This is a genomic window from Winogradskyella eckloniae (genome assembly GCF_013249045.1).
GTDB classification, from domain to species: domain Bacteria; phylum Bacteroidota; class Bacteroidia; order Flavobacteriales; family Flavobacteriaceae; genus Winogradskyella; species Winogradskyella eckloniae.
In genome coordinates this window covers 137,914-162,954 of the sequence record NZ_JABRWP010000003.1, presented here as the reverse complement: position 1 = coordinate 162,954, position 25,041 = coordinate 137,914, and the positions used below count along the sequence as shown (strand labels likewise).

The 25,041-nt window shown below is 33.7% G+C and carries 22 protein-coding genes; 6 read left to right on the top strand and 16 right to left on the bottom strand.

All coding sequences use genetic code 11. The features are described from left to right. Positions 1-79: 79 nt before the first annotated feature. From HNV08_RS06085 to HNV08_RS06055, 7 genes are all read right to left on the bottom strand, one after another. Positions 80-1,243 carry a sigma-54-dependent transcriptional regulator gene (locus HNV08_RS06085; RefSeq protein ID WP_173280285.1) on the bottom strand — a complete coding sequence of 388 codons (1,164 nt, stop codon included), beginning with the start codon at positions 1,241-1,243 and terminating at the stop codon, positions 80-82. Positions 1,244-1,245: 2 nt separating this feature from the next. Then, positions 1,246-2,106, bottom strand: coding sequence for a DUF6268 family outer membrane beta-barrel protein (locus HNV08_RS06080; RefSeq protein ID WP_173280284.1), 861 nt, complete (start codon positions 2,104-2,106; stop codon positions 1,246-1,248). A gap of 31 nt (positions 2,107-2,137) precedes the next feature. Beyond that, the gene (locus HNV08_RS06075; protein WP_173280584.1) at positions 2,138-3,016 is read right to left on the bottom strand and encodes a mechanosensitive ion channel family protein; all 879 of its coding nucleotides are present in this window, start codon (positions 3,014-3,016) and stop codon (positions 2,138-2,140) included. 6 nt (positions 3,017-3,022) lie between these two features. Beyond that, positions 3,023-4,336, bottom strand: coding sequence for an ABC transporter permease (locus tag HNV08_RS06070; RefSeq protein ID WP_173280283.1), 1,314 nt, complete (start codon positions 4,334-4,336; stop codon positions 3,023-3,025). 2 nt (positions 4,337-4,338) lie between these two features. Next, positions 4,339-5,265: an ABC transporter ATP-binding protein gene (locus tag HNV08_RS06065; protein ID WP_173280282.1), complete on the bottom strand. Its 927-nt coding sequence runs from the start codon at positions 5,263-5,265 to the stop codon at positions 4,339-4,341. A 332-nt stretch (positions 5,266-5,597) separates the two neighbouring features. Beyond that, positions 5,598-6,707 carry a molecular chaperone DnaJ gene (dnaJ, locus tag HNV08_RS06060; protein WP_173280281.1) on the bottom strand — a complete coding sequence of 370 codons (1,110 nt, stop codon included), beginning with the start codon at positions 6,705-6,707 and terminating at the stop codon, positions 5,598-5,600. Positions 6,708-6,757: 50 nt separating this feature from the next. Beyond that, positions 6,758-7,309, bottom strand: coding sequence for a nucleotide exchange factor GrpE (locus HNV08_RS06055; RefSeq protein ID WP_173280280.1), 552 nt, complete (start codon positions 7,307-7,309; stop codon positions 6,758-6,760). A 155-nt stretch (positions 7,310-7,464) separates the two neighbouring features. On the opposite strand from HNV08_RS06055, the gene HNV08_RS06050 reads away from it, so the two are divergent. Together HNV08_RS06050 and HNV08_RS06045 are read left to right on the top strand one after the other, a co-directional pair. Further along, on the top strand, positions 7,465-8,118 hold the full coding sequence (locus HNV08_RS06050) for a YceI family protein (RefSeq protein WP_173280279.1): 654 nt from the start codon (positions 7,465-7,467) through the stop codon (positions 8,116-8,118). A gap of 296 nt (positions 8,119-8,414) precedes the next feature. Next, a complete protein-coding gene (locus HNV08_RS06045; RefSeq protein ID WP_173280278.1) occupies positions 8,415-8,801 on the top strand; it encodes a pyrophosphohydrolase domain-containing protein in 387 nt (128 codons plus the stop codon). 49 nt (positions 8,802-8,850) lie between these two features. Here the strand turns inward: HNV08_RS06045 and HNV08_RS06040 are convergent, their stop codons facing one another. Then, positions 8,851-9,924, bottom strand: coding sequence for a branched-chain amino acid aminotransferase (locus tag HNV08_RS06040; RefSeq protein ID WP_173280277.1), 1,074 nt, complete (start codon positions 9,922-9,924; stop codon positions 8,851-8,853). Between the two features lie 117 nt (positions 9,925-10,041). Here HNV08_RS06040 and HNV08_RS06035 point away from each other — a divergent pair, with 117 nt between their 5' ends. From HNV08_RS06035 to HNV08_RS06020, 4 genes are all read left to right on the top strand, one after another. After that, positions 10,042-10,542, top strand: coding sequence for a DUF4920 domain-containing protein (locus HNV08_RS06035; protein WP_173280276.1), 501 nt, complete (start codon positions 10,042-10,044; stop codon positions 10,540-10,542). Next, the gene (locus tag HNV08_RS06030) at positions 10,520-10,978 is read left to right on the top strand and encodes a hypothetical protein (RefSeq protein ID WP_173280275.1); all 459 of its coding nucleotides are present in this window, start codon (positions 10,520-10,522) and stop codon (positions 10,976-10,978) included. Before HNV08_RS06035 ends, HNV08_RS06030 begins: the two co-directional genes overlap by 23 nt. A 1-nt stretch (position 10,979) precedes the next feature. Further along, entirely contained in the window at positions 10,980-11,684 is a 705-nt protein-coding gene (gene mnmD, locus HNV08_RS06025; protein ID WP_173280274.1) for a tRNA (5-methylaminomethyl-2-thiouridine)(34)-methyltransferase MnmD, read from the top strand. A 460-nt stretch (positions 11,685-12,144) separates the two neighbouring features. Continuing rightward, the gene (locus HNV08_RS06020; RefSeq protein ID WP_173280273.1) at positions 12,145-13,050 is read left to right on the top strand and encodes a TIGR01777 family oxidoreductase; all 906 of its coding nucleotides are present in this window, start codon (positions 12,145-12,147) and stop codon (positions 13,048-13,050) included. Positions 13,051-13,720: 670 nt separating this feature from the next. Here the strand turns inward: HNV08_RS06020 and HNV08_RS06015 are convergent. The 8 genes from HNV08_RS06015 to HNV08_RS05980 form a co-directional block, all read right to left on the bottom strand. Further along, positions 13,721-17,917 carry a phosphodiester glycosidase family protein gene (locus HNV08_RS06015; RefSeq protein ID WP_173280272.1) on the bottom strand — a complete coding sequence of 1,399 codons (4,197 nt, stop codon included), beginning with the start codon at positions 17,915-17,917 and terminating at the stop codon, positions 13,721-13,723. A 9-nt stretch (positions 17,918-17,926) separates the two neighbouring features. Next, positions 17,927-19,171: a glycosyltransferase family 4 protein gene (locus HNV08_RS06010; protein ID WP_173280271.1), complete on the bottom strand. Its 1,245-nt coding sequence runs from the start codon at positions 19,169-19,171 to the stop codon at positions 17,927-17,929. 227 nt (positions 19,172-19,398) lie between these two features. Beyond that, positions 19,399-19,887, bottom strand: coding sequence for an AAA family ATPase (locus HNV08_RS06005; protein ID WP_173280270.1), 489 nt, complete (start codon positions 19,885-19,887; stop codon positions 19,399-19,401). A gap of 25 nt (positions 19,888-19,912) precedes the next feature. Continuing rightward, a complete protein-coding gene (locus tag HNV08_RS06000; RefSeq protein ID WP_173280269.1) occupies positions 19,913-20,428 on the bottom strand; it encodes a hypothetical protein in 516 nt (171 codons plus the stop codon). A 67-nt stretch (positions 20,429-20,495) separates the two neighbouring features. Continuing rightward, entirely contained in the window at positions 20,496-21,221 is a 726-nt protein-coding gene (locus tag HNV08_RS05995) for a tRNA-uridine aminocarboxypropyltransferase (RefSeq protein WP_262886684.1), read from the bottom strand. 174 nt (positions 21,222-21,395) lie between these two features. After that, positions 21,396-22,058, bottom strand: a complete 663-nt coding sequence (locus HNV08_RS05990) for an MAE_28990/MAE_18760 family HEPN-like nuclease (RefSeq protein WP_173280267.1) — start codon at positions 22,056-22,058, stop codon at positions 21,396-21,398. Continuing rightward, positions 22,058-23,167: a DUF262 domain-containing protein gene (locus tag HNV08_RS05985; protein WP_173280266.1), complete on the bottom strand. Its 1,110-nt coding sequence runs from the start codon at positions 23,165-23,167 to the stop codon at positions 22,058-22,060. Before HNV08_RS05985 ends, HNV08_RS05990 begins: the two co-directional genes overlap by 1 nt. A gap of 187 nt (positions 23,168-23,354) precedes the next feature. Continuing rightward, positions 23,355-24,869, bottom strand: coding sequence for a phospholipase D family protein (locus tag HNV08_RS05980; RefSeq protein ID WP_173280265.1), 1,515 nt, complete (start codon positions 24,867-24,869; stop codon positions 23,355-23,357). Positions 24,870-25,041 lie beyond the last annotated feature (172 nt).

Below are 25,041 nucleotides of genomic sequence, written 5' to 3'. Positions count from 1 at the left end.
TGCATTTTGTCGAAAAAAATTGCAGTCTTCACTATTTAGACACCTTTATTTACATAAGGTCACATTTCTTACCTATTTACTATTTTGAAGCGAAAGCTTTGACATCACTTTCACTTACTTCTTTTTCTCCTAATATTATTAATCGCTCTACCACATTTCTTAATTCACGGATGTTCCCTGTCCAATCATAGTTTTGTAGTAATTTTATGGCTTTTGCTGAAAATGTTTTTTTAGCGTTTCCTTGCTCTCCAGATATTTTTTCTGCAAAGTAATTTATGAGTAAAGGAATGTCATTACGTCTATCATTTAAAGCTGGTACTTCTATTAAAATAACGGCCAGTCTATGATACAAATCTTCCCTAAACTTACCATCTGCAATTTCTTTTTTAAGATTTTTGTTAGTTGCCGCTACGACTCTAACATTAACTTTTATATCCTTATCACTTCCTACGCGTTGTATTCTACTTTCTTGTAATGCCCGCAACACTTTTGCTTGTGCAGACAAACTCATATCGCCAATTTCATCTAAAAAAATCGTTCCGCCATTTGCAGCTTCAAACTTACCTGCTCTATCTTTTGCTGCAGATGTGAACGCGCCTTTTACATGACCAAATAATTCACTTTCTATTAACTCACTTGGTATGGCTGCACAATTCACCTCAATCATTGGGCCTTTTGATCGGTCGCTTTTTTGATGTAACCAATGCGCTACAAGTTCCTTACCTGTTCCATTGGGTCCTGTAATTAACACACGTGCATCTGTCGCTGCCACCTTATCTATCATATCTTTAATACGACTAATCCCTTCGCTTTCACCAATCATCTCATAGTTTTTACTGACTTTTTTCTTCAGCATTTTATTTTCCACCACAAGTTCTTTTCGGTCTAAAGCAATTCTTACTGTATTTAAAAGTCTATTTAAATCTGGTGGCTTAGAGATATAATCAAAAGCACCTAAACGCATTGTGTTTACCGCTGTGTCTAAATCGCCATGACCAGAAATCATTACCATAGGAATTTCTGGTTTTAACTTTTTTACAGCCTCTAAAACCTCAACACCATCCATTTTAGGCATTTTAATATCACATAAGACTAAATCGTAATCGTTCTTCTTAATTTTCTCAACACCTGCTAAACCATCTTCTGCTTCTTCTACTTGATACGCATCATTCTCTTCAGAAAGAATTTTAACTAATACTCTTCGTATAGCCGCTTCGTCTTCAATTATTAATATTTTTGACATAATTATATTTTAAATTTTATTCCACTTCTAAAATAGAACGTGTTTAAATCAGTTAACTTATAAAGATTATTTCTATTATCATCTCTTAATTGGTTATTCAACCTAAAGGTATAGCCAAGATAAGCATAAGCAACTAAATGCTTCGTAAAACAATATTCATAACCTAAGCCTCCTATAGCAACAGACAACGAAATATTGTCGGCAACACCACCATTGATTTGTATTGGGTTTTGAATATTTGCAAAATATCCGTCTAAAGCTACAAAAGATTGAAATATATTTTTTTCTTTATAAAAGTATTTGATATTAGATTTCGGAACCCCTAAACTATACGACCAATGCTTATTTACCAGTCTAAAATAACTTATAAACGGCAGCGGAAAGGGAACTCCTGTTGTGGTGTTATATGTAAGACCAAGTATTAACCGATAAGGTTTGTCTATATCTTCTGCGTCGGTTCGGTCTTTAATTCCAAAAACACCTCCATTTAAAAACATATCTTCCATAGAAAGGCTATGTGTTAATGTAGACGCAATTCTTGGACTTATTTTAAAACCTAGGCGCCAATCCTCATTCGCTTTAAACGTATAGCCAATGTTTAAATCTATAACATGAAGTTTATTAAGTTGGCTCGTATTGAAAGGATACTCGTCTTCAAGATTTAATAGAATTCTATTATATTCTCCACCTACAATTAAATAATCTTTATCTTTAATCTTTATTGGATAATTGACCAACGCTTTTAATCGCGTATAATGATCATCAGACCTGCTACTCGGAATAAAGGAATATTCTAAACGCGCTAAATCAGACAGTTGAGCTTTGACAATTTGTACACTACCTATTGAAATAAAAATAAACATTGCACAACATTTTGACCAACCAAAACTCATACTATTTATTTTTATTTATAATATGAATATCGCGTTGTGGAAATGGAATAGTGACGTCATTTTCTCTAAAAAGTCTTTCAATTTCGAACCGTAAATCACTTTTTGGAAACTGTGCTTTAAAACTATCTGCCAACGTAAAAACGAGTTTAAAATCTAAAGAACTCTCACCAAAATTAGTAAATATTACAGTAGGCTCAGGACTCGATAATACGTCCTCATGTGTACTAGCGGCTTGAAGCAATAATTTCTTTACTAATTGCACATCGCTTCCGTAAGCAACACCTACTTCTACACTTTCTCTTGTTGTGGTACCATTTTGAGTCCAGTTATACAAACTGTTTTCTAAATACAAATGATTTGGTATCACTAATACCTTATTATCTATTGTAACAGCCCTTGTGGTTCTCAGTTTTATTTCTTCAACACGACCTACTTTTCCATCAATTTCTATGATATCACCAACATGTACCGATTGGTCAATTAATATAAACACACCAGAAATTATATCTTGAAACAAGGTTTGCAATGCCAAACCAATTCCTATAAGTAGTGCGGCTGAAGCGGCGAAAACCGCTGTAACATTTACACCAACACTGTGCAATGTTATTAATAAAATAACAAGATATATTAACCATCTAAAATAACCATAAACGACATTAAATTTACCTTTATCATCATCAGGCAGATTTCTGGTAATAATTTTTAAAACAATTCTTAAAATTACCGTGGTTAAAAAAATTGCGGTTATTACGATGATTATATCTAAAATAGAAATACTGATATCTTTACCAATATCCATATGCAATTCTAAAAAGTGTTTGGTCTTTTCCCAAAATGAACTTTCTGTTATTGCTTCTTCTATTTTACTTAGATCTTGCATCACTTTTTAATATTTTAACCATTTAAATAATTCTTTATAGGTTGGTTTTTTACCATACATTAAAATGCCTACTCTGTAAATTTTAGCAGCAAACCATACAGCCAAAATAAAAGTACCTATTAATAAAAGTAGTGATAATCCTTGCTGCCAAAGCGGCACACCAAACGGAATACGCATTAACATTACAACGGGTGATGTTAACGGAATAAATGAAAACACTGTTGAAACCGTACCATGTGGATCTTCAATAACTGTAAACACACCAACGTAAACCGCCAAAATTAATGGCATAAGAATCGGCAACATAAACTGCTGTGTATCGGTCTCATTATCTACTGCTGCTCCTATGGCAGCATACAATGAGCTATACAGTAAATAACCACCAATAAAGAAAAACATAAATGCAATAATAAGATTGGTCATAGGTAAATGACCTACAGCTACAATTAAATTTTCGGCCATAGCTTGTGCACCTTCTGCTTGCATTGCCTGATTCATCATTTCTTGTTGTGGCGTTTTTACTTGCGTTAAATCAATATTAAAAATGGTCGATACAACGACCATTAAAACACCTCCTAATACGACCCAAATTACAAATTGGGTAACACCAGCCAAAGATGTTCCTATAATTTTACCCATCATTAATTGAATAGGTTTTACTGAAGATATAATAACCTCTATGATTCTACTTGTTTTTTCTTCTATGACACTTCGCATTATCATATTTCCGTAAATTATGATAAACATAAATAACAAGTAACCAGCCGCACCACCAAATGCTAACTTTACAATATTGTCAATTTTAGAGCTCTTTTCACCATCAAAACTTTCTTGCGCAATTTCTATATTAGTTTTAGATGCTTCTATCTGAGCGATGGTCACACCATCTTTTTGAAGTTTTAATTCTCGTAGTCGCTTCTCTATTTTTTGCTCTAATCCCCTAATGATACTTAATGATGGGGAATCTTGCGAGTAGAATTTTACATTATTAGCAAAGACACTTAATGAATCTACAGCTCCGATATGTAACAAACCATAATCTTCCTTTTCTTTAACTACAACTAAAGCATCAGTTAAGCTCAACCCACTTAAATTTGTATAGGTTGTATTTTCTGTATTATCAAAAATATCTTTTAAATACCCAGTTTCATCTAAAATTGATATTGTTCGCTGTTTATCATTGTTTAATTGAGACAAATAAGCAACCACTGCCACGAGCGCAATCATTATTATTGGACTTAAAAACGTCATAATCACAAATGATTTATTCTTCACTTTTGTGAAATACTCACGCCTTATAATTAATGGTAAATGATTCATCCTTAATTATTTTTTATAGTTTGAATAAAAATATCACTAGCCGAAGGTATAACTTCTACAAAGTGATGTACTTGTGCTCTAGATGTTAAAAAGGAAAGCAAGTCATTGGGCGAAGTCTGTTCACCTAACTTTATATTTAACTTAATGTCATCATTTAAATTGCGAAAGGTTGCAGGTAGAACTTCAAATTTCGCCTTGATTTCAGAAAACACCTTATCAGAATCCATTGATTCTAATCCAACTTCAAACGTATTGGTTTTATTTTGACGTTTTATATCATTTAATTTACCATCTAAAACCTTATTCGACTTATGAATTAATGCAATATGATCGCATAATTCTTCAACCGATTCCATTCTATGTGTTGAAAAAATCACAGTTGCACCTTCTTCTCTAAGCTGTAAAATTTCATCTTTTATTAGGTTGGCGTTAATAGGATCAAAACCCGAAAACGGCTCATCAAAAATTAATAATTTTGGTTGGTGCAAAACGGTAACTACAAATTGTATTTTTTGCGCTTGCCCTTTACTTAATTCTTGTATTTTTTTATTCCACCAATCGCCAATCTCAAGTTTTTCAAACCAATATTTTAGTCTTTTTTTGGCTTCAGATTTACTTAATCCTTTTAATTGCGCTAAGTACAAGCATTGTTCTCCAACTTTCATCGACTTATAGAGACCGCGTTCTTCAGGCAAATAACCAATATCCTTAATATGCTCTGGTTTAAGAGGCTGACCATCTAATAAAACAGTGCCTTGATCTGGCATAGTAATCTGGTTTATAATCCGAATTAACGTGGTTTTACCTGCTCCGTTTGGACCAAGCAATCCAAAGATACTACCCTTAGGCACAGCAATAGACACTTCATTTAGTGCTTTAAACTTTCCGAAACTTTTAGAAACGGAATTAGCAACTAATAAGTCATTCATATAAAACTAAATTTTAGAGATTGGTTATTAGGTAAAGATATTAAATGTATTAGATTTTGAATAATTAAATATTACATTTTGCACTATATTTAATTATTCCATTTTAGACATATTTTTTTATTAAAAAAGTCTGTTAAACCATGTCTCAACTGATCTAGACATAACACCCAAAGAGGCAGCAATATATACGATTTTTAGTAGTGCCTAAAAAAACAAAACCCACCCTCATGATTAGACAAGGATGGGAAAAAATTGCTATGAAAAAGAAAAATTATCGCTAATTGCTACTAGCGATAAGTCAAATATAGTATTTTTTCTTAAAAAGAAGCCTTTTATGAAAACATATCTTTCACTTTTTCAAAAAAAGATTTATCTGAGCTTTCTGGTTTAGGCTCAAAATGCTCATCTTCTCTCATACTTTCAAAAAATGCTTTTTGTTTTTTACTTAAGGTCTTTGGCGTCCAGACATTTACGTGCACCAACAAATCACCTTTACCATAACCGTTAATACTTGGAATTCCCTTTCCTCTTAATCTTAAAATTTTACCAGACTGTACACCAGGCTCTATTTTAATTCTTACTTTTCCTGTTACTGTATCAATTTCTTTTGAGTTTCCTAATACGGCATCTGGCAAACTCACATACATATCATAATGTAAATTATCACCTTCACGTTTTAAGGTAGCATGCTCTTCTTCTTGTATGGCAACTAATAGATCACCAGCTATACCATTTCCAGGAGCATCATTACCTTTTCCGGTTACCTTAAGCTGCATACCATCAACAACACCTGCTGGTATTTTAACTTTAACAGTTTCTTCTGCTACTTTTAAACCTTGCGCATCAGCATCTGCAGGTTTTTTATCTATTGATTGACCTGCTCCTCCACAAGTTGGGCAAGCTGCAGACGTCTGCATACGACCCAAAATAGTATTCGTTACTCTTGTGACTTGACCTGTTCCATTACAAGTAGAACACGTTTTATACGTTGTACCTGGTGCTTGAATCTTACGTTTTACTTTAATTTTCTTTTCAACACCATTGGCTATATCTTCTAAGGATAACGTCACTCTAATTCGTAGATTACTCCCTTTGACGACACGTTGTCTGCTGCCGCCTCCACCGAAACCGCCAAAACCGCCTCCAAAAATATCTCCAAATTGGCTAAATATGTCATCCATATTCATTCCGCCTCCACCGAAGCCACCTCCTGCACTACCATCAAATGCCTGATGACCAAACTGATCATAGCGTGCTCTTTTGTCAGCATCACTCAATATTTCGTAGGCTTCTGCCGCTTTTTTAAACTTTTCCTCAGCAGTACTATCATCCGGATTTTTATCTGGGTGATACTTCAAAGCCATTTTACGATAAGCCTTTTTTATTTCAGCTTCCGTTGCACCTTTGCTAATACCTAATACTTCGTAATAATCTTCTTTCATCAACTTTATGTCTTAGTTTCACATCAATTTGAAACTTGTATTCTAAATTCTTACTGCCCTATAACGACTTTAGGAAAACGTATAACTTTGTCTCCTAATTTATAACCGTGTTCTACCACATCAATAATTTTTCCTTTTAAATCATCTGATGGTGCCGGAATTTGAGTTATAGCCTCATGGTCATCTGCATTAAAAGTATCGCCTTTATTCACTTCTATTTTAGATAAGCCTTTTTGCTCTAATGTGTTTACCAATTTATTGTAAATCAACAACACACCTTTTCTTAATTCTTCGGCTTCTTTATCGTCTTCTATATGCATTAATGCACGCTCAAAATCATCTAAAACAGGTAACATAGACACCATTACATCTTGACTTGCTGTTTTAAATAACTCTATGCGTTCTTTAGTGGTTCGCTTTTTATAATTTTCAAATTCAGCAAACAAACGCATAAATTTATCCTTCTCAGCAACTAATTGATCTTGCAATTGCTCTTCTGGAGAACGTTCTTCTGGTGTTTCTACTTCTGCTTCTGCAGTTGTTGTGGCCTGATCCTCAACTTGTGGATCTTCTACTTTTGTATCTTTATCTTTTTTACTCATCTTGAGTTCTATTTTAATCTTAGGTTTTAGAATTCGCAAAAGTACTGCCATTATTATAAAAATGTCAAAATGTCATTAACATTTTTTTATCATTTTTTGATCTTACGATTCACTACCTTTGTTTAACATTAACTTTTACTAAAAAACAAATCAATATGAATACCCGAATTTTTAAAATTTTTAGTCTTATTGCACTAATAACTATGGCAAGCTGTGGCGACAAAGCCAAAGAAGCCGAAACAAAAGATGCCGAAGCAGCTGCAGTTGCTGAAGACACTGCAATTACATACAATGTTAATACCGCAGAATCTGGAATTGATTGGAAAGGCTTTAAGCCAACAGGATCTCATTTTGGTACAATTACGTTATCTGAAGGTACTTTAAATCTCAACGAAGCTACTATTGAAAGTGGAAGTTTTGTAATTGAAATGAATAGTATTGCTGTTTCAGATATACCAGCAGAAGAAGAAGGTAATGCTAAACTTGTTGGTCATTTAAAAAACGCTGACTTTTTTAATGTTGAAGATCACCCAACAGCTAAATTTGAAGTTACTGGTATAAGTACCGTTGAAGGTAAAACCATTCTATCTGGAAACTTAACAATAAAAGAAAAAACAAACAACATTAGCTTTCCTGTAACAACAGAGATTAAAGATGATATGCTGTCTTTAACCAGTGAAACATTTACAATAGATCGTTCTAAATGGAATATTGAATATGGTTCTAAATCATTTTTTGATAATTTAGGAGATAAATTTATCAATGACGACATTGAAATAAAGGTCGCTTTAACAGCAACAAAAGCATAAAGACTTCAAATAAGTCCATTAAAAGCAGTCAAATTATGGCTGCTTTTTTTTATGCAACATGTTCTGTAGCTATATAAAAACAAACTTAATTGCCGCAATCATAGCTATGAAACCAATAAATGCTAATAACACCCAAATTGTCCCTTTGTAATATTTTTTGTGAAGATTAAGATCTTTACGATACTGGTAACCTACAATGAGCACAAATGCAATAAAAAATAATATTCCAAAAATCAATTGACCAGTACTAAACATCTTCTTATTTTTATGCAAAAATAGGAATTAAACTCACAACTATGCAAGACAAAATTAATGCAGTTAAAGCATTTCACACGGCTTTTAAAATTGGACATCGCGAAACGCCTAAAGCAGATCTAGGACATGACAAAAATATGCTACGCTATAAGTTAATGCGTGAAGAAAACGAGGAATATCTCGAAGCTGCAAACAATAATGACTTGGTTGAAGTTGCTGATGCGCTAGGTGACATGTTATATATTTTGTGTGGCACTATAATAGAACATGGTATGCAACACAAAATAGAAGAAGTTTTTGAAGAGATTCAGCGCAGTAACATGAGTAAACTAGGTGCAGATGGCGAACCTATCTATAGAGAAGATGGTAAAGTCTTAAAAGGCCCAAATTATTTTAAACCCAACATAAAAGAGATTTTAGAATCCTAAAAAAAAGCAGCCAATTGGCTGCTTTTTTTATATAAGTATATAAGGTGTATTATTTAACTTCACGTCTCCATCCATGTGCATCATCAGACACATTGTATTGTATGTTTAATAATGTTTGTTTAAATAGTTTGGCATAAGAATCCTCTGCACCAACGCCAGAAATCTCAAATAACTCATCCTTATGTTGAAATGCTGAAATTTCACTTATCACTGCCGCTGTACCTGCACCAAACACTTCCTTTAAACTTCCATCTTTCGCAGCCTGCTTAATTTCATCAACCTTGACCTGTCTTACCTCACAAGTGATACCAAGATCCTCTGCCAACTGAATAATACTCTTACGTGTTATTCCATCCAAAATACGATCACTAACTGGTGCTGTAATCAACTTGTCATTTACTCTAAAAAACACGTTCATCGTACCAGCTTCTTCTAGAAATGAATGTGTATCTGCATCTGTCCAGATTATTTGCTGAAAACCTTCTTTTTGAGCTAAGCTTGTCGGATAAAATTGAGCCGCATAATTACCAGCTGCTTTTGCCGCACCTACACCACCATTGGCAGACCTACTAAACTGTTCTGCTACTAAAACTCGAACTGGCGAGTTATAATACGATTGTGCTGGTGAACAAATAATCATAAAACGATATGTATTTGCTGGCGATGCAGAAATCGCTGGCTCAGTTGCAATTACAAAAGGTCGTATATATAATGAATTGCCTAAACCTGGCTTAATCCAATCGCTATCTAATTTTAATAAAGCTTCTAAACCTTCAAAAAAATAATTTTCAGGAAAAGCAGGCATAGCCAAGCGTTCTGAAGATTTATTGATTCTTTCAAAATTTTGTTCAGGTCTAAAAAGAAACACCTTACCATGATCATCTTTATAAGCCTTCATACCTTCAAAAACTGCTTGTCCATAATGAAAAACACGAGCAGAAGGCTCAAATGTCATCGCTTGGTACGGCATAATTTTAGGCGCTTGCCATTGACCATTTTCATAATCACAGACAAACATATGGTCAGTAAACACTTTACCAAAATCTAACTTACTAAAATCTACCTCATTAATCTTTGTAGTTGTAGATTTTTCAATGCTAATATTCTCTGTCTGAATAGCCATAACTAAATGATGTTTAACTACAAAAATACATAATCAATAGCGTTAAAAAAAAGTAATATTCCTTAAAATTGTGTAAATTTACAAATCGATAAAAATTCAATATAAAATCTATCAATAATGAAAAAAATAATTTTACTTTCTGCCATTTGTTTCGCCATGTTTTCTTGTAAAAATGAAGCAAAAACGAGCACTGAAGTTAAAGAAGAAGTTAAAAAGGAAATAGCTTATGCTTCTTTTGGTAAAGAAATCTCTGATAGCGATGCCTTATCTGCCGAACGTATGGTAGAACACTATAAAGGACTTAAAGCAGGTGACACTATTAACTCTAAAATGAAAGGGAAAATTATTGAAGTTTGCTCTAAAAAAGGGTGTTGGATGACCATTGATGCTGGTACCGAAGAGATCATGGTAAAATTTAAAGATTACGGATTCTTTATGCCATTAAATGCGGAAGGTGAAGTTGTAATTCATGGTAAAGCTTTTGTTTCTGAAACGTCTGTAGATGAATTAAGACACTACGCAGAAGATGCTGGTAAATCTGAAGAAGAAGTAAATAAAATTACAGAACCTAAGTTTGAATACCGTTTTGAAGCTGATGGCGTTTTATTACAACAATAAAAGTCTTAGTATAGTTTTACTTTCATTTCTACTCTTATTAAATTGTAAAAACGAACAAAAAGTAGCCGAACCAACCACAAAAATAGTGGTTGAATACGACATGTATCAACCTTCTGAAATGGCAAACTTAATGAACGCCATGTATGCTTATAACCAACAGTTAAAAGCACAAATTGTGGCTGGCGAAACGCCAACGCATTTGCCTTTGGATTTAGCAAAGTTACATTCGGCAGAAATGACTGATAAAAAAGGAAGAACAGCTGCTTGGAATAGTTTTGTAAATGTATTTATTGAGTCGCAACACACCATTATAGATACCATCTCTAATGTAGATTTAAAAGAACGCTACAATGCATCAATTAATAATTGTTTAGGTTGCCATAAAACGGAATGTACAGGACCAATACCAAAGATTAAAAAACTATTGATTCAATAAATTGAAGCGAAAAATAATTACCACCTCAGATGGTTCTAAAACCATTCAAATAGAAGATTGGAACGAGCAATACCATTCCATTCATGGTGCTATACAAGAAGCAAACCACGTGTTTTTAAAACATGGTTTGCTTTTCTTTAATGCCGAATTCGATTCAGCATCTATAGAACATGCTTCTAAATCTGAACCAATTTCCATTTTAGAAATTGGTTTCGGTACAGGTCTCAATGCATTTTTAACCTTAATTGAAGCCGAAAAATTAAATTTAAAACTCCATTATACTGGTGTTGAAGCCTATCCTGTTCAACTTGAAGAAATTAACCAGCTTAATTATGTGGAATTAATTTCTAAATCTCACGAAGCTGTTTTTAATACATTACATAGCACGTCTTGGGAAACACCACACGATATCACTCCAGATTTTAAATTAGAAAAACAGGAGAAATTCTTTAAAGATATTACAGCTGTCAATGCCTACAATATCATTTATTTTGATGCTTTTGGTGCTCGCGTTCAACCCGATTTATGGACCGAAGATATTTTTAAAATAATGTATAACGCCTTACAAGACAATGGTATTTTAGTAACCTATTCTGCCAAAGGCAGCGTTAGACGTGCTATGCAAGCCGTTGGATTTATTGTTGAGCGTTTACCTGGACCTCCTGGGAAACGTGAAATGTTACGAGCCCTAAAAAAGAGCTCGTAACATTCAGCGACATGCAATGAGCTAAATGTTGAGAGCAACGAAACATTCAGTGAACGAACAGTGAACTAAATGTTACGAGCCAAAAAAAAGGAAAATAAACCTTAAAGTCACTTCGAATGAAATTCCTTTTTTTTGGAATTGCGTATAGAGAAACATCTATAAACATAAGGTTCTCGATACAATTTTTCGTGCCTCTAAAATCACTCGAACTGACGTTTATATTCAATAGCTAATATTTTCTAAACATATATTAACCTTATCGTCACTTCGAGTGAAATTCCCTTTTTAGGAATTTTGTATCGAGAAGCATCCATAACCATAAGGTTCTCGATACAATTTTTTTGTACCGCAAAATCACTTCAACTGATGGAAGCGTTTGCTTCAATATTTCAAACGTTAAATCCTAACAAAACACTTACAGAACCTTTACACCTTTCGTATCTTTACATAAAAAAGCAGAATGACCGTTTTAATAACAGGTGCAACAGGATTAATAGGACAAGAAATTGTAAAACAATGTCATGTTGAAGACATTAATGTACATTACTTAACGACTTCAAAATCGAAACTTAGTACAGCTCCCAATTACAAGGGTTTTTATTGGAATCCGAATAATAGCGAGATTGACCACAAATGTTTTGAAGGTGTTTCTGCCATCATAAATATGGTTGGTGCTTCTATTTCTAAACGCTGGACAGAGGATTACAAAACACAAATCTTAGAAAGCAGAACGAAAACTGCACAACTGCTTCAAGACACCATAAAAACACATAATTATAAGATTGACCACGTGGTTTCTGCTAGTGCTATTGGAATTTATCCAACAAGTATAGTTAATTATTATGAGGAAACAACTTCCGAAATGTCAGATTCGTTTTTAGGAAAAGTCGTTAAGGAATGGGAAACCGCAGTCGACGGATTTAAAACTTTAGGTTGTAAGGTAGCCAAGATAAGAATTGGCTTAGTTTTAGCCGAAGATGGTGGTGCTTTACCAGAAATTGTAAAACCCATAAAGTTTTGCGCTGGTGCTGCTTTTGGTAGTGGAAAACAATGGCAAAGCTGGATTCATGTTAAAGACTTAGCATCTCTCTTTGTCTTTGCGGTGCAACAAAACTTAGAAGGTATTTATAATGGTGTCGCACCTAATGCGGTTACTAACAAGGAACTGACTAAGGTTGCGGCTAATGTGTTACATCGTCCGTTGATTTTACCAAATATTCCAAAATTCGCTATGAAATTAGTTTTAGGGGAAATGCATATGCTTTTATTTGAAAGTCAACGCGTCAGTTCTCAAAAAATAGAAAATGAAGGTTTTAATTTTCAGTTTGCGAATTTGAAAACTGCTTTAGAGGATTTGTTGGGATAGATGGTTGATGGTTGACTGTTGACTGTTGACTGTTGACTGTTGACTGTTGATAAGTTTCAAAAATGCAGAAAAGCCTGTTTTTAATTTACCTCTATCGTCTGTTCGAGTGATTTTGAGGTACGAAAAATTTGTATCGAGAACCTTGGTTAGACCTAAAGCTTCTCGATACTAAATTTCTGAAAAACGAAATTTCATTCGAAGTGACGTTCGGCATGAAAGAGGTTTCGACTGCGCTCAACTTGATATTCATGTATAAATAACCTAATAAATCGTCTGTTCGAGTGATTTTTGAGGCACGAAAAAATTGTATCGAGAACCATAGTTAGTAATAAAGCTTCTCGATACTAAATTTCTGAAAAACGAAATTTCACTCGAAGTGATGTTGGGCATGAAAGAGGTTTCGACTGCGCTCAACTTGACATTCATGTATAAATAACCTAATAAATCGTCTGTTCGAGTGATTTTTGAGGCACGAAAAAATTGTATCGAGAACCATAGTTAGTAATAAAGCTTCTCGATACTAAATTTCTAAAAAACGAAATTTCACTCGAAGTGACGTTGGGTAATGAAAGAGGTTTCGACTGCGCTCAACCTGACATCGCGAATAAATTGAGCAAAAAAAAGAGGCAAATATTACTATTTGCCTCTTTTTTATAATTAGTATTTCATGTTAATCTTCAATCCAACCCATAATGGCATTGGCTACAAATCTTGGCTCAGGTGGTAAAGCATAAATGTCTTTTTCGTAATTTTTATTGTATGGAGAAATATTCATAATATTTCCGTCTACAACCAAAGTACTACTTCCTCCTGGGTCAAAGCCCATCGCTTTATCCATTCCATATTTTAGTAAAATATCTACCATATCAAAATGTGTAGCGCCTACAGATTCTCTAATACGACCGTTAACCATCAACACCATTAATTTACCTTCTTTGGTAATACCAACCGCAATTTTTGGACCTCGCATATCTGTAAAATCTAATCGTGCGGCTTGTGTTTTAATAGAGTTCGTGGTTTTCCAACCTTCGTCTTCCATATTTAGAATTTGTTGGCCTTCATCTATTAACATTGGTCCTGCTTCAATGGCATAAGAAATCTCATCCCATTTATAAGGCTGTTCTTCTGGCTCTAATAATTGAATTGATAACGGCTTACCTTCTTCAAACATGGTATCTGAAAATAAAGCTTCAGGAATAGATAATGTAATTCCAACCGGAATCACGCGTACATCGTCTTTTGGCTTCGTTTTTATAATTTCCTTTACCGTATTTCCCGCAATTCTTACAATCACATTGCCATTGCCAACATAAGATTCTTCAGTATATGACAAATCGTAAAAACATGGTTCTGTTTCGCTATGCGTATTGTAATTATCACTTGTAAATGTTAGTTCTTTTTCTTTTCCTTTAATGGTTAAACCCGCTTTACTATTCACTTTTCTAATATCTACATCACCATTTTTATAAATGATAAACGCAGGTTTATTAAAAAGTGGTGGACAAAACACTTTGTTATCCATAATTAATAAACCTAAAGGCGACCCAATATAAGTTTCTGGCAGTCCGAGTTTACCAACTAACTCTGGATTTAAAATATAACCACCATTCCAAGCCAATTCAATTTTATTAGGATTTTTACTCTTCTTCTTATACTCTTTTACAAGTGCTGGTACATTTTTAGGTTCTTTATTGGCAATATGTGCTGCGAATTTCCAATGGTGTTTTTTGGTGTCAATTTCGGCTAAAACACCACTCCAAGGTAAACCATCTTCATACACTCCACCTGCATACGATGATTTTACTTTATCTTCTGTTTTAGTGAGTTTTAAATCTTCTTTTATTTGAAGTAATAACTTTTCGATTGGTGTACCGTTTTCAATCGCATCTTTAGTGATAATACTTAGCAATTCCTTTTCGCTTAACGTATCTTTTAAATCTTGATACAAATCACTTTTTAAAACGATATCAAAATCTTTAGCGGTTTGTATTGGTGTAGGATACGCTAAGGTTGTACGCACACCTGCTGGTACAAACTGTATGAAGCCACTCCCTTTAGGAATTCCCATAATTTTTGCCGTCATACCATACAGTACTTTCCCGATATGGAAATGGTCTATTTCAATAATATCGGTCATCATGGCAGCCGATTCTCCATTGGTAATTAAGAAGCCGTTCGCCTCTTTAATATCTCGTAAAATCTTAATGGCTTTTGGTCCCATTTGTGGAAAATGCACACCTTCTGACCATTGTTTGGTTTCAATAATACGAACAACGCCAGCCTTATATAACAAACCTAATTCTGGCTCTTTTCCGCTTTCTAAATAGTCTTTAATATCTGCACTAGAGAACCATTTTGTAATTCGTGGTTCGTGAATAAAAATGTAGATTTTTTCTAACTTATCTACATTGGCATCCAGTATTTCTGAGGTTAACTCTTGCTGAATGGTTAAATTTAATTGAGCACGAATGGGTTGTAATACAAAATACTCTAATTCATGCTTAATATAACGACCAGGAAAATAGCCTTTAGGCACATTCTTTTTTAAATTCTTGGTTAATATTTTACGGTCATCTATGCCTAAATATTTACTGTTAGTTAATTGAAAAAGGGCTAATTCCCAATCAGCAAAAAACTGTGGTGCCAAGGTTAAATCTGGTAAATTTTTTGGTTTAAACACCTCTGTATAAATCATATTAACCAAACCTGTAATTTCTTGCAGTGTAAAGGCTTGATAGGCATACGACTTCTTATTTCTATGACGATACGCCAAAGCATGGTCGTGACGAATAGAAATTTCGCCATCTACGTATTTAAAAATATCATCAATAGCATTGTAGTATTTATGAATCAATTCAAGATTAGTATTTACCAAATCTGGAATATCATTTTCCATGGTTCTGGCATAGCGCATTACACGTCCTTTTACCAATTGCTCTTCAACTCTAAAGAAACTTGGGTCAATCAGTGATTTCAAATAATGCATAAAAGACAAACGACCATAACCGGGTAAATAATGTCTGGTTTTTTTATTGAGAATAGCATTGAGGTCGTCATTTTCAAAATCTACAGAGGCTTTATATTGTTTCAATAAGTTAATCACTTGCGGATTATCTTCAATAGACACCGACACCAATTGGTAATACATACGTTGCAAAATATAGCGTATGTTTTTCTCTAAGGCTTCTAGGCTGTAACGTTTTTTAATAACGCTTCTATTATGTGTTACATCTACCATTCTGTTTTGTGGATAAAACACATGGTCGCAAATACGCTCTGCCAATTTCTTTGGCACTTTAGACCCTTTAAATTCTAATACATTAAGACGAAGCGATTCATCTAAATGTCTACCAATAACCTCATCATACACTTCTCTTGGCTCATATTGTCTACAGAAAATTGGTGTTCCGCAAGCTGCAGCTTCTATAATTGGTAAACCGCGTCCTTCGGTTTGACTTGGTAATAAAATAAGCGAAGCCACATCAAAAAGTTGTTTGATATCTAATGGCTTTTTAAATTTCTTTTTAAAATCGTTTTTATCGAATTCACTAAATAAAAAACCAAGTAATACACGCGATTTAAATTCTTTTGGAAGCTCTTTTAAGAATTTTTTGAAATCCTTTTTTAAGTCGTGATAATAGTTTTGTTGACCATGAGGAATGGGTCCAGAAACAATTAAGGATAATTTTAATTGCGGATTAGTGATGAATTTTTCTGCAAAAGAATCGTATGCAAATAAACGTTTAATGAGTTTGAAATTTAACTCAATAGACTTTCTACTAATAACACGTGTTGGTTGTAAGAAGACAATGTTGTTGTTTACAAAATCGAATTTCTTAATGGTTTTATGACCTAATAAAATAGGTTTTAAAGAGCGTTTACTTTCTGTATGATGTGCCGCTGTGTGTACTGTAATGGTCTCCTTTTTATTGGCAAAAATGGTTGACACTTGCATAAACGCTTTAATAATATCGCGCTTACTCATGGCATGTAACTTGGTATCTACTGCAGTACCCAATAAGGCTACGTTTGCAGGATTATGACCATTAACATTGATAAGATGGTCTTGCTGAATTCTGTTGATATTCACGTTCATCCAAGAGCGACTTTCCCATGGATAAATGGTTTCTATAATTGAGAAAAATTCGCCAACATGTGCGTTGTGAAAAAAGAAATCTCTTGGTCCTTTTTTAAGACCTTTCTTTTTAATTTCTACTTCTCTATTACCACCTTCCCAATAAAAATCGTGATTATTATTAATCACAGGAATGCCTAAATATTCTGAAATTAAAACCGTTGCCAACGCCAAAGACACGTTACCAGGATTAGAACAGACATTAATAAGGTATAAAATGGAAATGTTATTCTCCTCAATATAACTTCCTAATTTTTCTACAAGTACTAAAACCTCAGCCCAAAACTTACCAATAAGATTATTGTAAGCTTCGCTACCACGTTCCATTTTAATTTTGAAGAAATCCTCGTACAAAGGCCAAGCATCAAAAGCTTCCATTTCTGGAATTACTTTTTTGAAGGCATCTTTAGGAATTAACTCATCGGCTTCTTCCTTAATTTCTCCAGCAATAAAATGCACTGGAATATTCGGATAAATATTCTTAAAAGTTTTGGCATACTTTTCGGTTTCTACCGTAATACCATCAATGGTAAAATAAAAGGTTAGGAATGCGATACCTCCTTTTTCAATATGTGTATCAAAAGTGGACGCATTGCCTTTAAAAGCAGATGTCTTTTTCTGCTCTTTAAATTTATCCATGAATAAACCTAAGTCAAACCAGGTATTTATTTTTTCATTTTTAAGCGTATTTAAAATCGTTGTAATTTTTGTTGTTTTCTTATCAGTCGTCATGTTCTAATTTTAAAATGTAAATAATTGGCTTAACTTTTCTTCTAATACTTCATACGAAAAGTGTTTTTTACCAATTTCAAAATTGTATTCTCCAATCTCAATACAGCGTTTTGGGTTGTAAATAATATCAGACATTTGCTTAACACTTTCTGGTGTAAGATTTCCATCTGAAATCATGACCGTTTCAAAACCTTTGTTACCAATATCTTGACTATAAACTGGTTTGTAATCATTCACAAAAATTGGTTTTTTAGCTAAAACGGTTTCTACAAAGGCATTACCAAAACCTTCATAGGTACTAAAATAGGTACATGCTCTTCCGTGTGCATACACATCTGATAAATCTTTATGGTCTAAAACTTTGTGTGCTGCAAAAATGACTTGGCTCGATAAATTTAAGTCGTGAATTTGGTCTATTAACTCATTGTAATAGGTCTTGTTTTCATCATCGTTATTATTACCTGTAATAACTAATTTAAGTTTTTTATCGTTTAGTTGGTCTATTAAAGAAATGGCCGTTTCAATCCCTTTTCGTCTTACAATACGTGTCACTTGCAGTAAGGCTATTTCGTCTTTTAAAACACCAACATCTCTAAGGAAAAACTCGTTTTCTGGCGTTGGCACACCATACACGCGATTAAAATCCATAACGTTTGGTACCATTATAGCATCAATATCAAAACGGTTTTTAAAGGTTTCTACACCAAATGTATTAATGACTGCATGCCTAACATCTGGTAATAACAATGGAAAATTATCATCTACATACTTATTGATTTCTGGATGCACAGAGACGTAACGTTCGCCACGTTCCCAATGAAAATCATGGTCGTGTGTTACAATAGGTAAACCTGTAGATTTAACTAATTTTTTAATGGCAACTCCCATTGATAAATGGCAAGGTAAAGCCGAAGCATTCTCAGAAAGCAGTACTTCTATGCGTTTTTCTAAAACCCAAGCTTCCATGGCTTGATGAATTTTATTTGAAGCATCCTCAACGTGACCTAGCAAAGGATAAGGGTCGTCGTCTGGCTCAAAAAAGGCCTTACGTTGTCCCCATTCTGCTTCAACGGAAAAGAAAGATAAAGGTGGATACAGGTAATCGTGGTCGTAATCCATGTCCCAAGATTCAAATTCGCCAGACATAATAAAGACTTCATGTCCTAGTTTTTTTAATACATCTATCCATTTTTCGGTTTCGAGCGCTACACCATCGACACCTCCAATTCTTCCAATAATAATTCCTATTCGCATATGACATTTAAAGTTTTGAGTTCTTTAAATATAGCGAATAGGAAAGTGGATTAAAAGGTTTTGAAGGACTGTATGTACAGATTTATGACTTCAAAAATTTAAGTGATATTTAATTATGTGTACTTTAATTTAGGTCGCTTATCTTAACGAAATGATAATACAGTTCATGCTGTAATGGATGATTTTGAGCTCTAAAAATGCCTAAAACCTCAAATTTAGATTCATTTTTATTCTGAAATTACAAATGCATCTTTCAGTTCTTTTTCGGTTGGATGCTCAAACCAAGTTTCCATAAAATCGAAGTTTTCTTTAGTCACTTCAAACTCAAAAGTAGCACCTTTGTCTTGGTTACGTTTCATCACACGTTCTAAACGTTGGGCTTTAGGAACGTCTAAAAAATGGAGTTTTATCTCGTAGTTATTCATTTCTGCAAATTTTCTAAACTTTTCGCGATGGCCAATTTTAGCCAATCCTAAATCTAAGATCGCGTCTGTCTTTGACGCTTCGAGCTGATGAATTAAATCTAACATTACACGTTCGGACCGTTCTATGCGCTCTAAAAACCAATCTAAACCATCCGTTTCCTTTTTGTCTGGCATAAACAATGTGTTATTCCACACATCAATAGAAAATACCAAACCGTTAATTCGTCGTTTTAACTCGTTAGCATAGGTGGTTTTTCCAGAACCTGTATTACCTACTATAAGATGAATCATTTTTTAAAATGTTTTATAAAACTGATTATTTTAATTGCTCAGCTACCCAATTTTTGAGCTCAGATGCATCCATTTTAATTAATTTCTCAATACGCTTATCTTTCTTTAAACCATTGCCTTTATTGGCAGAATACACTTTTATGAGACTATTAATACCAGAAATATTACCAGCTTCAACATTATCTTTATCATCTGGATTTTCAATAGCATATTTTATCCAGCCACCTATAAAAACAATTAAAAGCTCAGGATTTTTAGTCGTTAAATCTACCTGAAACGATTGCATAGAAATAGTAACGGTTGTTGTACCAGTGGCCCATTTCATTACATAAGCATTTGCCATAAGCCTTTTATCCGCTTCCTCACTCATTGGTGTATTTTCTAACCAATTAATACAGTCTACAATTTGTGGCTCATGTTTTACATAGTCTTCTGCGACTTCTAATTTTACATTCTCTGGAACCTCGAAAGTTTGAGACCAACTTAATTGTGCAACAAATAGGGTTAATGTAAATGCGAAAATGATGTTTTTTAATTTCATGATATTGGTTTGGTTAAATTATAAGTTTCTCTTTAATTCATATTTTACAACTCGTTACTAAACACTACTAATACTCTTGCTCAAAAATGGTGTTTCGTTCCGTGTTTTTCTTGTACATGTTCTTTTCTGGAAGCTCAAAATTTGCTTCAGTATTGTAATTTTTATGGTTTGGGTTGCGCATATAATCTAATTGATGTGCAATCATTTTTTGAAATGGTAACAAGAAATTAGATGTGTCGCAATCTTCTAATCCGCCTTCTTTAAGTAAGTTTAAAACCGTGTAAACCGACTCAATAGTGCTTAAACAAAGTGGCTCTGGTTGTTGTTTAATGATAAATGCTGATGTAATAGTGTTATCAAAACTCACGCGTTTTAAGGCTTGTAAATTCTTACTCAATTTAAGCATTTTGCGCGCACAAGGCCATGTGCCATCTAAAATAAAAAGGTGTGGACTTTTGCCTAAACCCATCTTAATCTCTGCACTACGCGCAACCGATAAGTTGAAACTCGCTTTACCTGGATACAACAAAAAACAATTGTCTTGCGTGGTTAGAATCTCATTAACGCGCTTATGCGTTGTAAAATCGACGCCAACTATAATCTCTGAATTTTGAAGCTGAAGCTTCGTCATGTGGCCTGTTCCGTTTTTCTCTTTTTTGTACTCCTTAGGATGCATCAAAATAATCAACCGTGTTTGCGTGTCTACAGGATTTATATGACTACAAATACATGTACTTTTAGGACTCATACAGTTGTAACAGGTTAGTCTTGGTTCTTTTGTTTTTGGTTGCAAATTGTAGGTTTATGTGTTTTTCTAAGAATAGCGTACATCTATTTATAGTTAAAAGTACAATAATACGCTTATTGTTGTGCGGAAATTACTAAAAGAATTGGTTGTTAGATTCTCGCGCGTATATCCATTATTTATCACATATGCTTAGTTGTGTGATTATTATAATATGAAGAATTAAGCATAAACGGTGTTGGCTGCTGGCTTTTTATATTTTTCTTGGATGGCATTATTTTCAATTATTGTTCTCAAATACTCCATTAATGAGATAATGTCATAGTAAAAGTTTTCAAAGGTTTCATAGTCAATTAAAGTATGTTCTCCATGTGCAATATAATTTCGTTCATTAACTAAATCATTTATCAATTCTTTTTGACTATCGACATGACTATCTTCTAAATCTAAAATGAACAATATTTCTTGTAATACGTTAAAACTTAAATTTGACTTTGTATTAATAATATTTTTTTTGGGAATTTTTGATTGTTTTTCAAGGTCTTCAAAGATGAAATCAATAATTTTTGTTCTGTTGCTAAAACTACTATTGCTTAAGTCGCCCAACTTATTTTGTAATGACAAAGCAATAAAAGATGTTTTAAGTTCTCTGTTTTTAAGGTATTTGTTTGAAACATACTCTAGATAATAGGACATATTGACTTTTACAAAGCCTTCCCAATGAGCATATAACAATGGTATTGTGGCTCTTATAAGTGCTGATTGTAAAGAGTTTTTTTCTTTCGGAATTTTATTTTTTATTAATGTTAATTCCTTTCTTCTCCAAGAAAAATCAGCAACTACTTTGTCAGTTAAACTATCGAATGTGAATAAATTTCTACCCATTATTTAGAGAAATAATCGATTGTAAATGGAATGATATTCGGAATACGAGTTCTTGCATTAGAACCCGAACCTGTATATCTATTAAAAGTAACATCTTGGTGAAGATTCTCTATTAATTTTTTTATTAAATCATTGTCTGTTGGTAAATCATAGCTATCAAAGTTTTTCGATACACCAACTGAAACCGCTTCAAATGCTGATTCTAAAAATTTGCCTTTAAATCTTCCTCCTGCATACCTTTTAAATGCTCCTTTACCTACAATTTCATTAATTAATGAAAATGTTCTATTAAATTGGTATTCCAAATTGTCATAGTCAAATGCATCATCCAAAAGTATCTCCTCAATGATGTCATCAAAATAATCACTTAATTCCTTTTTATTGCTATAGTCATAATGAGTCAATGCAATATGTCTTAAAACCAGTTCCATTGGATACTGTTCATCTATTAGTCTGTCGGTAATTGATATTGAATTTAAGAAGTCCTCATTCATTGATAATTTTTTAAACCAAGTAAAAGTTGGTTTGTTTATCATTATCATAACACTGTTTCTTACTTCTTGACTTGATGCGTAAGTCCCTCCTGTATTTAGTCTTTGGAATACATCAAATTTAGTATTTGCGCCACTGTCGCTTAAAATGATTGAGAAATTAAGTTTAGCTCTTTTAATGAAAAGTTTAAGAGCATTTGGTAGTTCTACATCTCCATCTTTTAAATTTTCCCATACCATCCCTTCTAAACTTGGCAAATACTTGGTGCCTTCAAGAACCAATCTGTCTTTTGTTGGAACATCTTCTACTTCAGGAAGTTTACTCATAAATTGTAGCAAAGTTGATATTCTTTGTAAACCATCTACCAATTCCCAGATACCATCTTCACGTTGAAAAACAAAAATAGAAGGGATTGGAATTCCTAATAGTATTGATTCTATCAGTCTTGATTTTTGAGTGTTTGTCCATCTAAAATATCTTTGAAAATCAGGATTAATCAGTATTTCTCCACTTTTATATAAATTGACCAATTCTCCAATTGACATTGGGTAGCTTTCAGTTCTAAATTCAGCTTTTTTGTTATCTATTTCACTAATTAAGCGTTCTTGTTTTGTCATATGTTTGTTTTTTCAACTTGCTGCCAACTCCTCATATAAAAACTTTTATCGCAGATATCCTGATAAAACTATTAGGTTATCAAAAGTTTTTAGTTGTTTTTGTTTGTAGGTAAAATTACCAAATACTTTCAACTTTTATATGCGTAGAACTACGTATTTTCAAATAAAAAAGAACACGCAAAACGCATTACAAAATAGACTTTGGTAGAATTTTGCGTGTCCAAGTTTTAAGACGTTTGTAGTGATCTACCTCAGCATCTGGATTGTACTCTAAAGTGGTTTCCCAAGAGTTTTCTGGTTGAAACTCTATGTCCATACCTTTTAAAACGCCTTCTGAAATTTGTGGCGAGTTGACAATGACTACACATTCGGTATTTAAATTGGCGCTTCTTGGGTCTAAATTAAAGGTACCAACCACAGTGATTTTTTGATCTATAACCATAGATTTGGCGTGCAAGCCAAAAATGGGTTTGTGCTCTAGGGTTTCTTGCAGTTCGCCTGTCATTATACTTAGACGTTCTTCGGCATCTGGTTTAAATTCAAAAATACGTACACCTGTTTTTAATAAGGTTGCTCTGGTGCTTTGGTAACTACTAAAGGCTTCTAAATTATCGGTTGAGGCTAAACTGTTGGTTAAAATTCTCACTTTTACGCCTCGTTCTGTGGCTTCTCTAAATAAGCGTTGCGATAAACTGCCTGTGATTAAATAAGGTGATTGTATGTCTATCGTAGATTTTGCGTTTTTTACCAACTCTATTAAGGCTGTGGTAGAGCGTCCGCCTCCTCCTAATCCGTTGGTGCCATCGTTTTTTCCGGGAATATCTGAGATAAATTGCACATCGTCTAACCATACTAATTTTCCGGAGTCGTTAATGTTTCTAAACGTTTCTGGCAGGTTAGCAATACGTGTTCTTACTTGTGGCCAGAAATTTTCTGGGTTACAGGCATACTCATGCAAAGCATCAAATCTGTTGGCTTCGGTTGTATTGGTTGGTACATGGTCTACGACTGCGGTAACGTCTTGACTTAAATCGCTGGTCCAGAATTCCTCGAAAGAGGTATTCATAGTTTGCGATACTTTACCTAATAAGAGAATGTCTCTGTCTCTAAAATTGTACTCGTGGTCGTAGTCAAAATATTCGTCAGCAATATTACGTCCTCCTGTAATAGCCACTTTGCCATCTACAATAAAGGTTTTGTTGTGCATACGTTGGTTGGCCGACCTAAAATCGGTTGTGAAGGTCTTTATTTTCCCGAATAGGTTTTTACCTAAGTTCACACCAGGATTATAGATTTTTACGGTAATATTTTCGTGCGACGCAAAGCTTAAAATGTCTTCAATATCAGCATCTACCATAATATCATCGACAAGGATGCGCACTTTTACACCACGATCTGCAGCTCTAATAAGGTAATCGCAAGCGATGAGACCTACGTTATCTAATGAAAATATAAAATATTGAATGTCTATGGTTTTTTCGGCATACTCGCTCAACCACGCTCTAGCGACCATAGAACCGCTGCCATCTTCTAACACATAAACACCTGTTTGGGATTCCATTTTGGTGTTGAGTGATGCGAGTTCTTTAGATAATGAGGTGCTTTCGTCTCTGTGAATACTGGCGCAAAAATCGGTTTTTGCTTGACGTTCTGGTTCGTTTTTACAGGATATGATTACAACGCATGCTAGCCATAAAAACATGATGTTTTGCTTTAGGAAATGGTAATGTGACTGTTTTGGTTGGGTTTGCATTGTTGTTTATTATTTTAGTCTATGAAAACAAAAATATGATAAAACGTCTGTTCGAGTGATTTTAAGGCACGAGAAATTGTATCGAGAACTTATTTTGAGTACGAATCCTTGTTCTCGATAC

Excerpts from the sequence above, each read along its gene's own strand:
- HNV08_RS06000 (WP_173280269.1), bottom strand. The coding sequence starts at position 20,428 with ATGAAATTAAAAAACATCATTTTCGCATTTACATTAACCCTATTTGTT.
- HNV08_RS06050 (WP_173280279.1), top strand. The coding sequence starts at position 7,465 with ATGAATACCCGAATTTTTAAAATTTTTAGTCTTATTGCACTAATAACT.
- HNV08_RS05980 (WP_173280265.1), bottom strand. The coding sequence starts at position 24,869 with ATGTTTTTATGGCTAGCATGCGTTGTAATCATATCCTGTAAAAACGAA.
- HNV08_RS06055 (WP_173280280.1), bottom strand. The coding sequence starts at position 7,309 with ATGAGTAAAAAAGATAAAGATACAAAAGTAGAAGATCCACAAGTTGAG.
- HNV08_RS06010 (WP_173280271.1), bottom strand. The coding sequence starts at position 19,171 with ATGCGAATAGGAATTATTATTGGAAGAATTGGAGGTGTCGATGGTGTA.
- HNV08_RS06020 (WP_173280273.1), top strand. The coding sequence starts at position 12,145 with ATGACCGTTTTAATAACAGGTGCAACAGGATTAATAGGACAAGAAATT.
- HNV08_RS06070 (WP_173280283.1), bottom strand. The coding sequence starts at position 4,336 with ATGAATCATTTACCATTAATTATAAGGCGTGAGTATTTCACAAAAGTG.
- HNV08_RS06015 (WP_173280272.1), bottom strand. The coding sequence starts at position 17,917 with ATGACGACTGATAAGAAAACAACAAAAATTACAACGATTTTAAATACG.
- HNV08_RS06065 (WP_173280282.1), bottom strand. The coding sequence starts at position 5,265 with ATGAATGACTTATTAGTTGCTAATTCCGTTTCTAAAAGTTTCGGAAAG.
- HNV08_RS06085 (WP_173280285.1), bottom strand. The coding sequence starts at position 1,243 with ATGTCAAAAATATTAATAATTGAAGACGAAGCGGCTATACGAAGAGTA.
- HNV08_RS05990 (WP_173280267.1), bottom strand. The coding sequence starts at position 22,058 with ATGGGTAGAAATTTATTCACATTCGATAGTTTAACTGACAAAGTAGTT.
- HNV08_RS06075 (WP_173280584.1), bottom strand. The coding sequence starts at position 3,016 with ATGCAAGATCTAAGTAAAATAGAAGAAGCAATAACAGAAAGTTCATTT.
- HNV08_RS06045 (WP_173280278.1), top strand. The coding sequence starts at position 8,415 with ATGCAAGACAAAATTAATGCAGTTAAAGCATTTCACACGGCTTTTAAA.
- HNV08_RS06030 (WP_173280275.1), top strand. The coding sequence starts at position 10,520 with ATGGCGTTTTATTACAACAATAAAAGTCTTAGTATAGTTTTACTTTCA.
- HNV08_RS06035 (WP_173280276.1), top strand. The coding sequence starts at position 10,042 with ATGAAAAAAATAATTTTACTTTCTGCCATTTGTTTCGCCATGTTTTCT.
- HNV08_RS06005 (WP_173280270.1), bottom strand. The coding sequence starts at position 19,887 with ATGATTCATCTTATAGTAGGTAATACAGGTTCTGGAAAAACCACCTAT.
- HNV08_RS05985 (WP_173280266.1), bottom strand. The coding sequence starts at position 23,167 with ATGACAAAACAAGAACGCTTAATTAGTGAAATAGATAACAAAAAAGCT.
- dnaJ (WP_173280281.1), bottom strand. The coding sequence starts at position 6,707 with ATGAAAGAAGATTATTACGAAGTATTAGGTATTAGCAAAGGTGCAACG.
- HNV08_RS06040 (WP_173280277.1), bottom strand. The coding sequence starts at position 9,924 with ATGGCTATTCAGACAGAGAATATTAGCATTGAAAAATCTACAACTACA.
- HNV08_RS06080 (WP_173280284.1), bottom strand. The coding sequence starts at position 2,106 with ATGTTTATTTTTATTTCAATAGGTAGTGTACAAATTGTCAAAGCTCAA.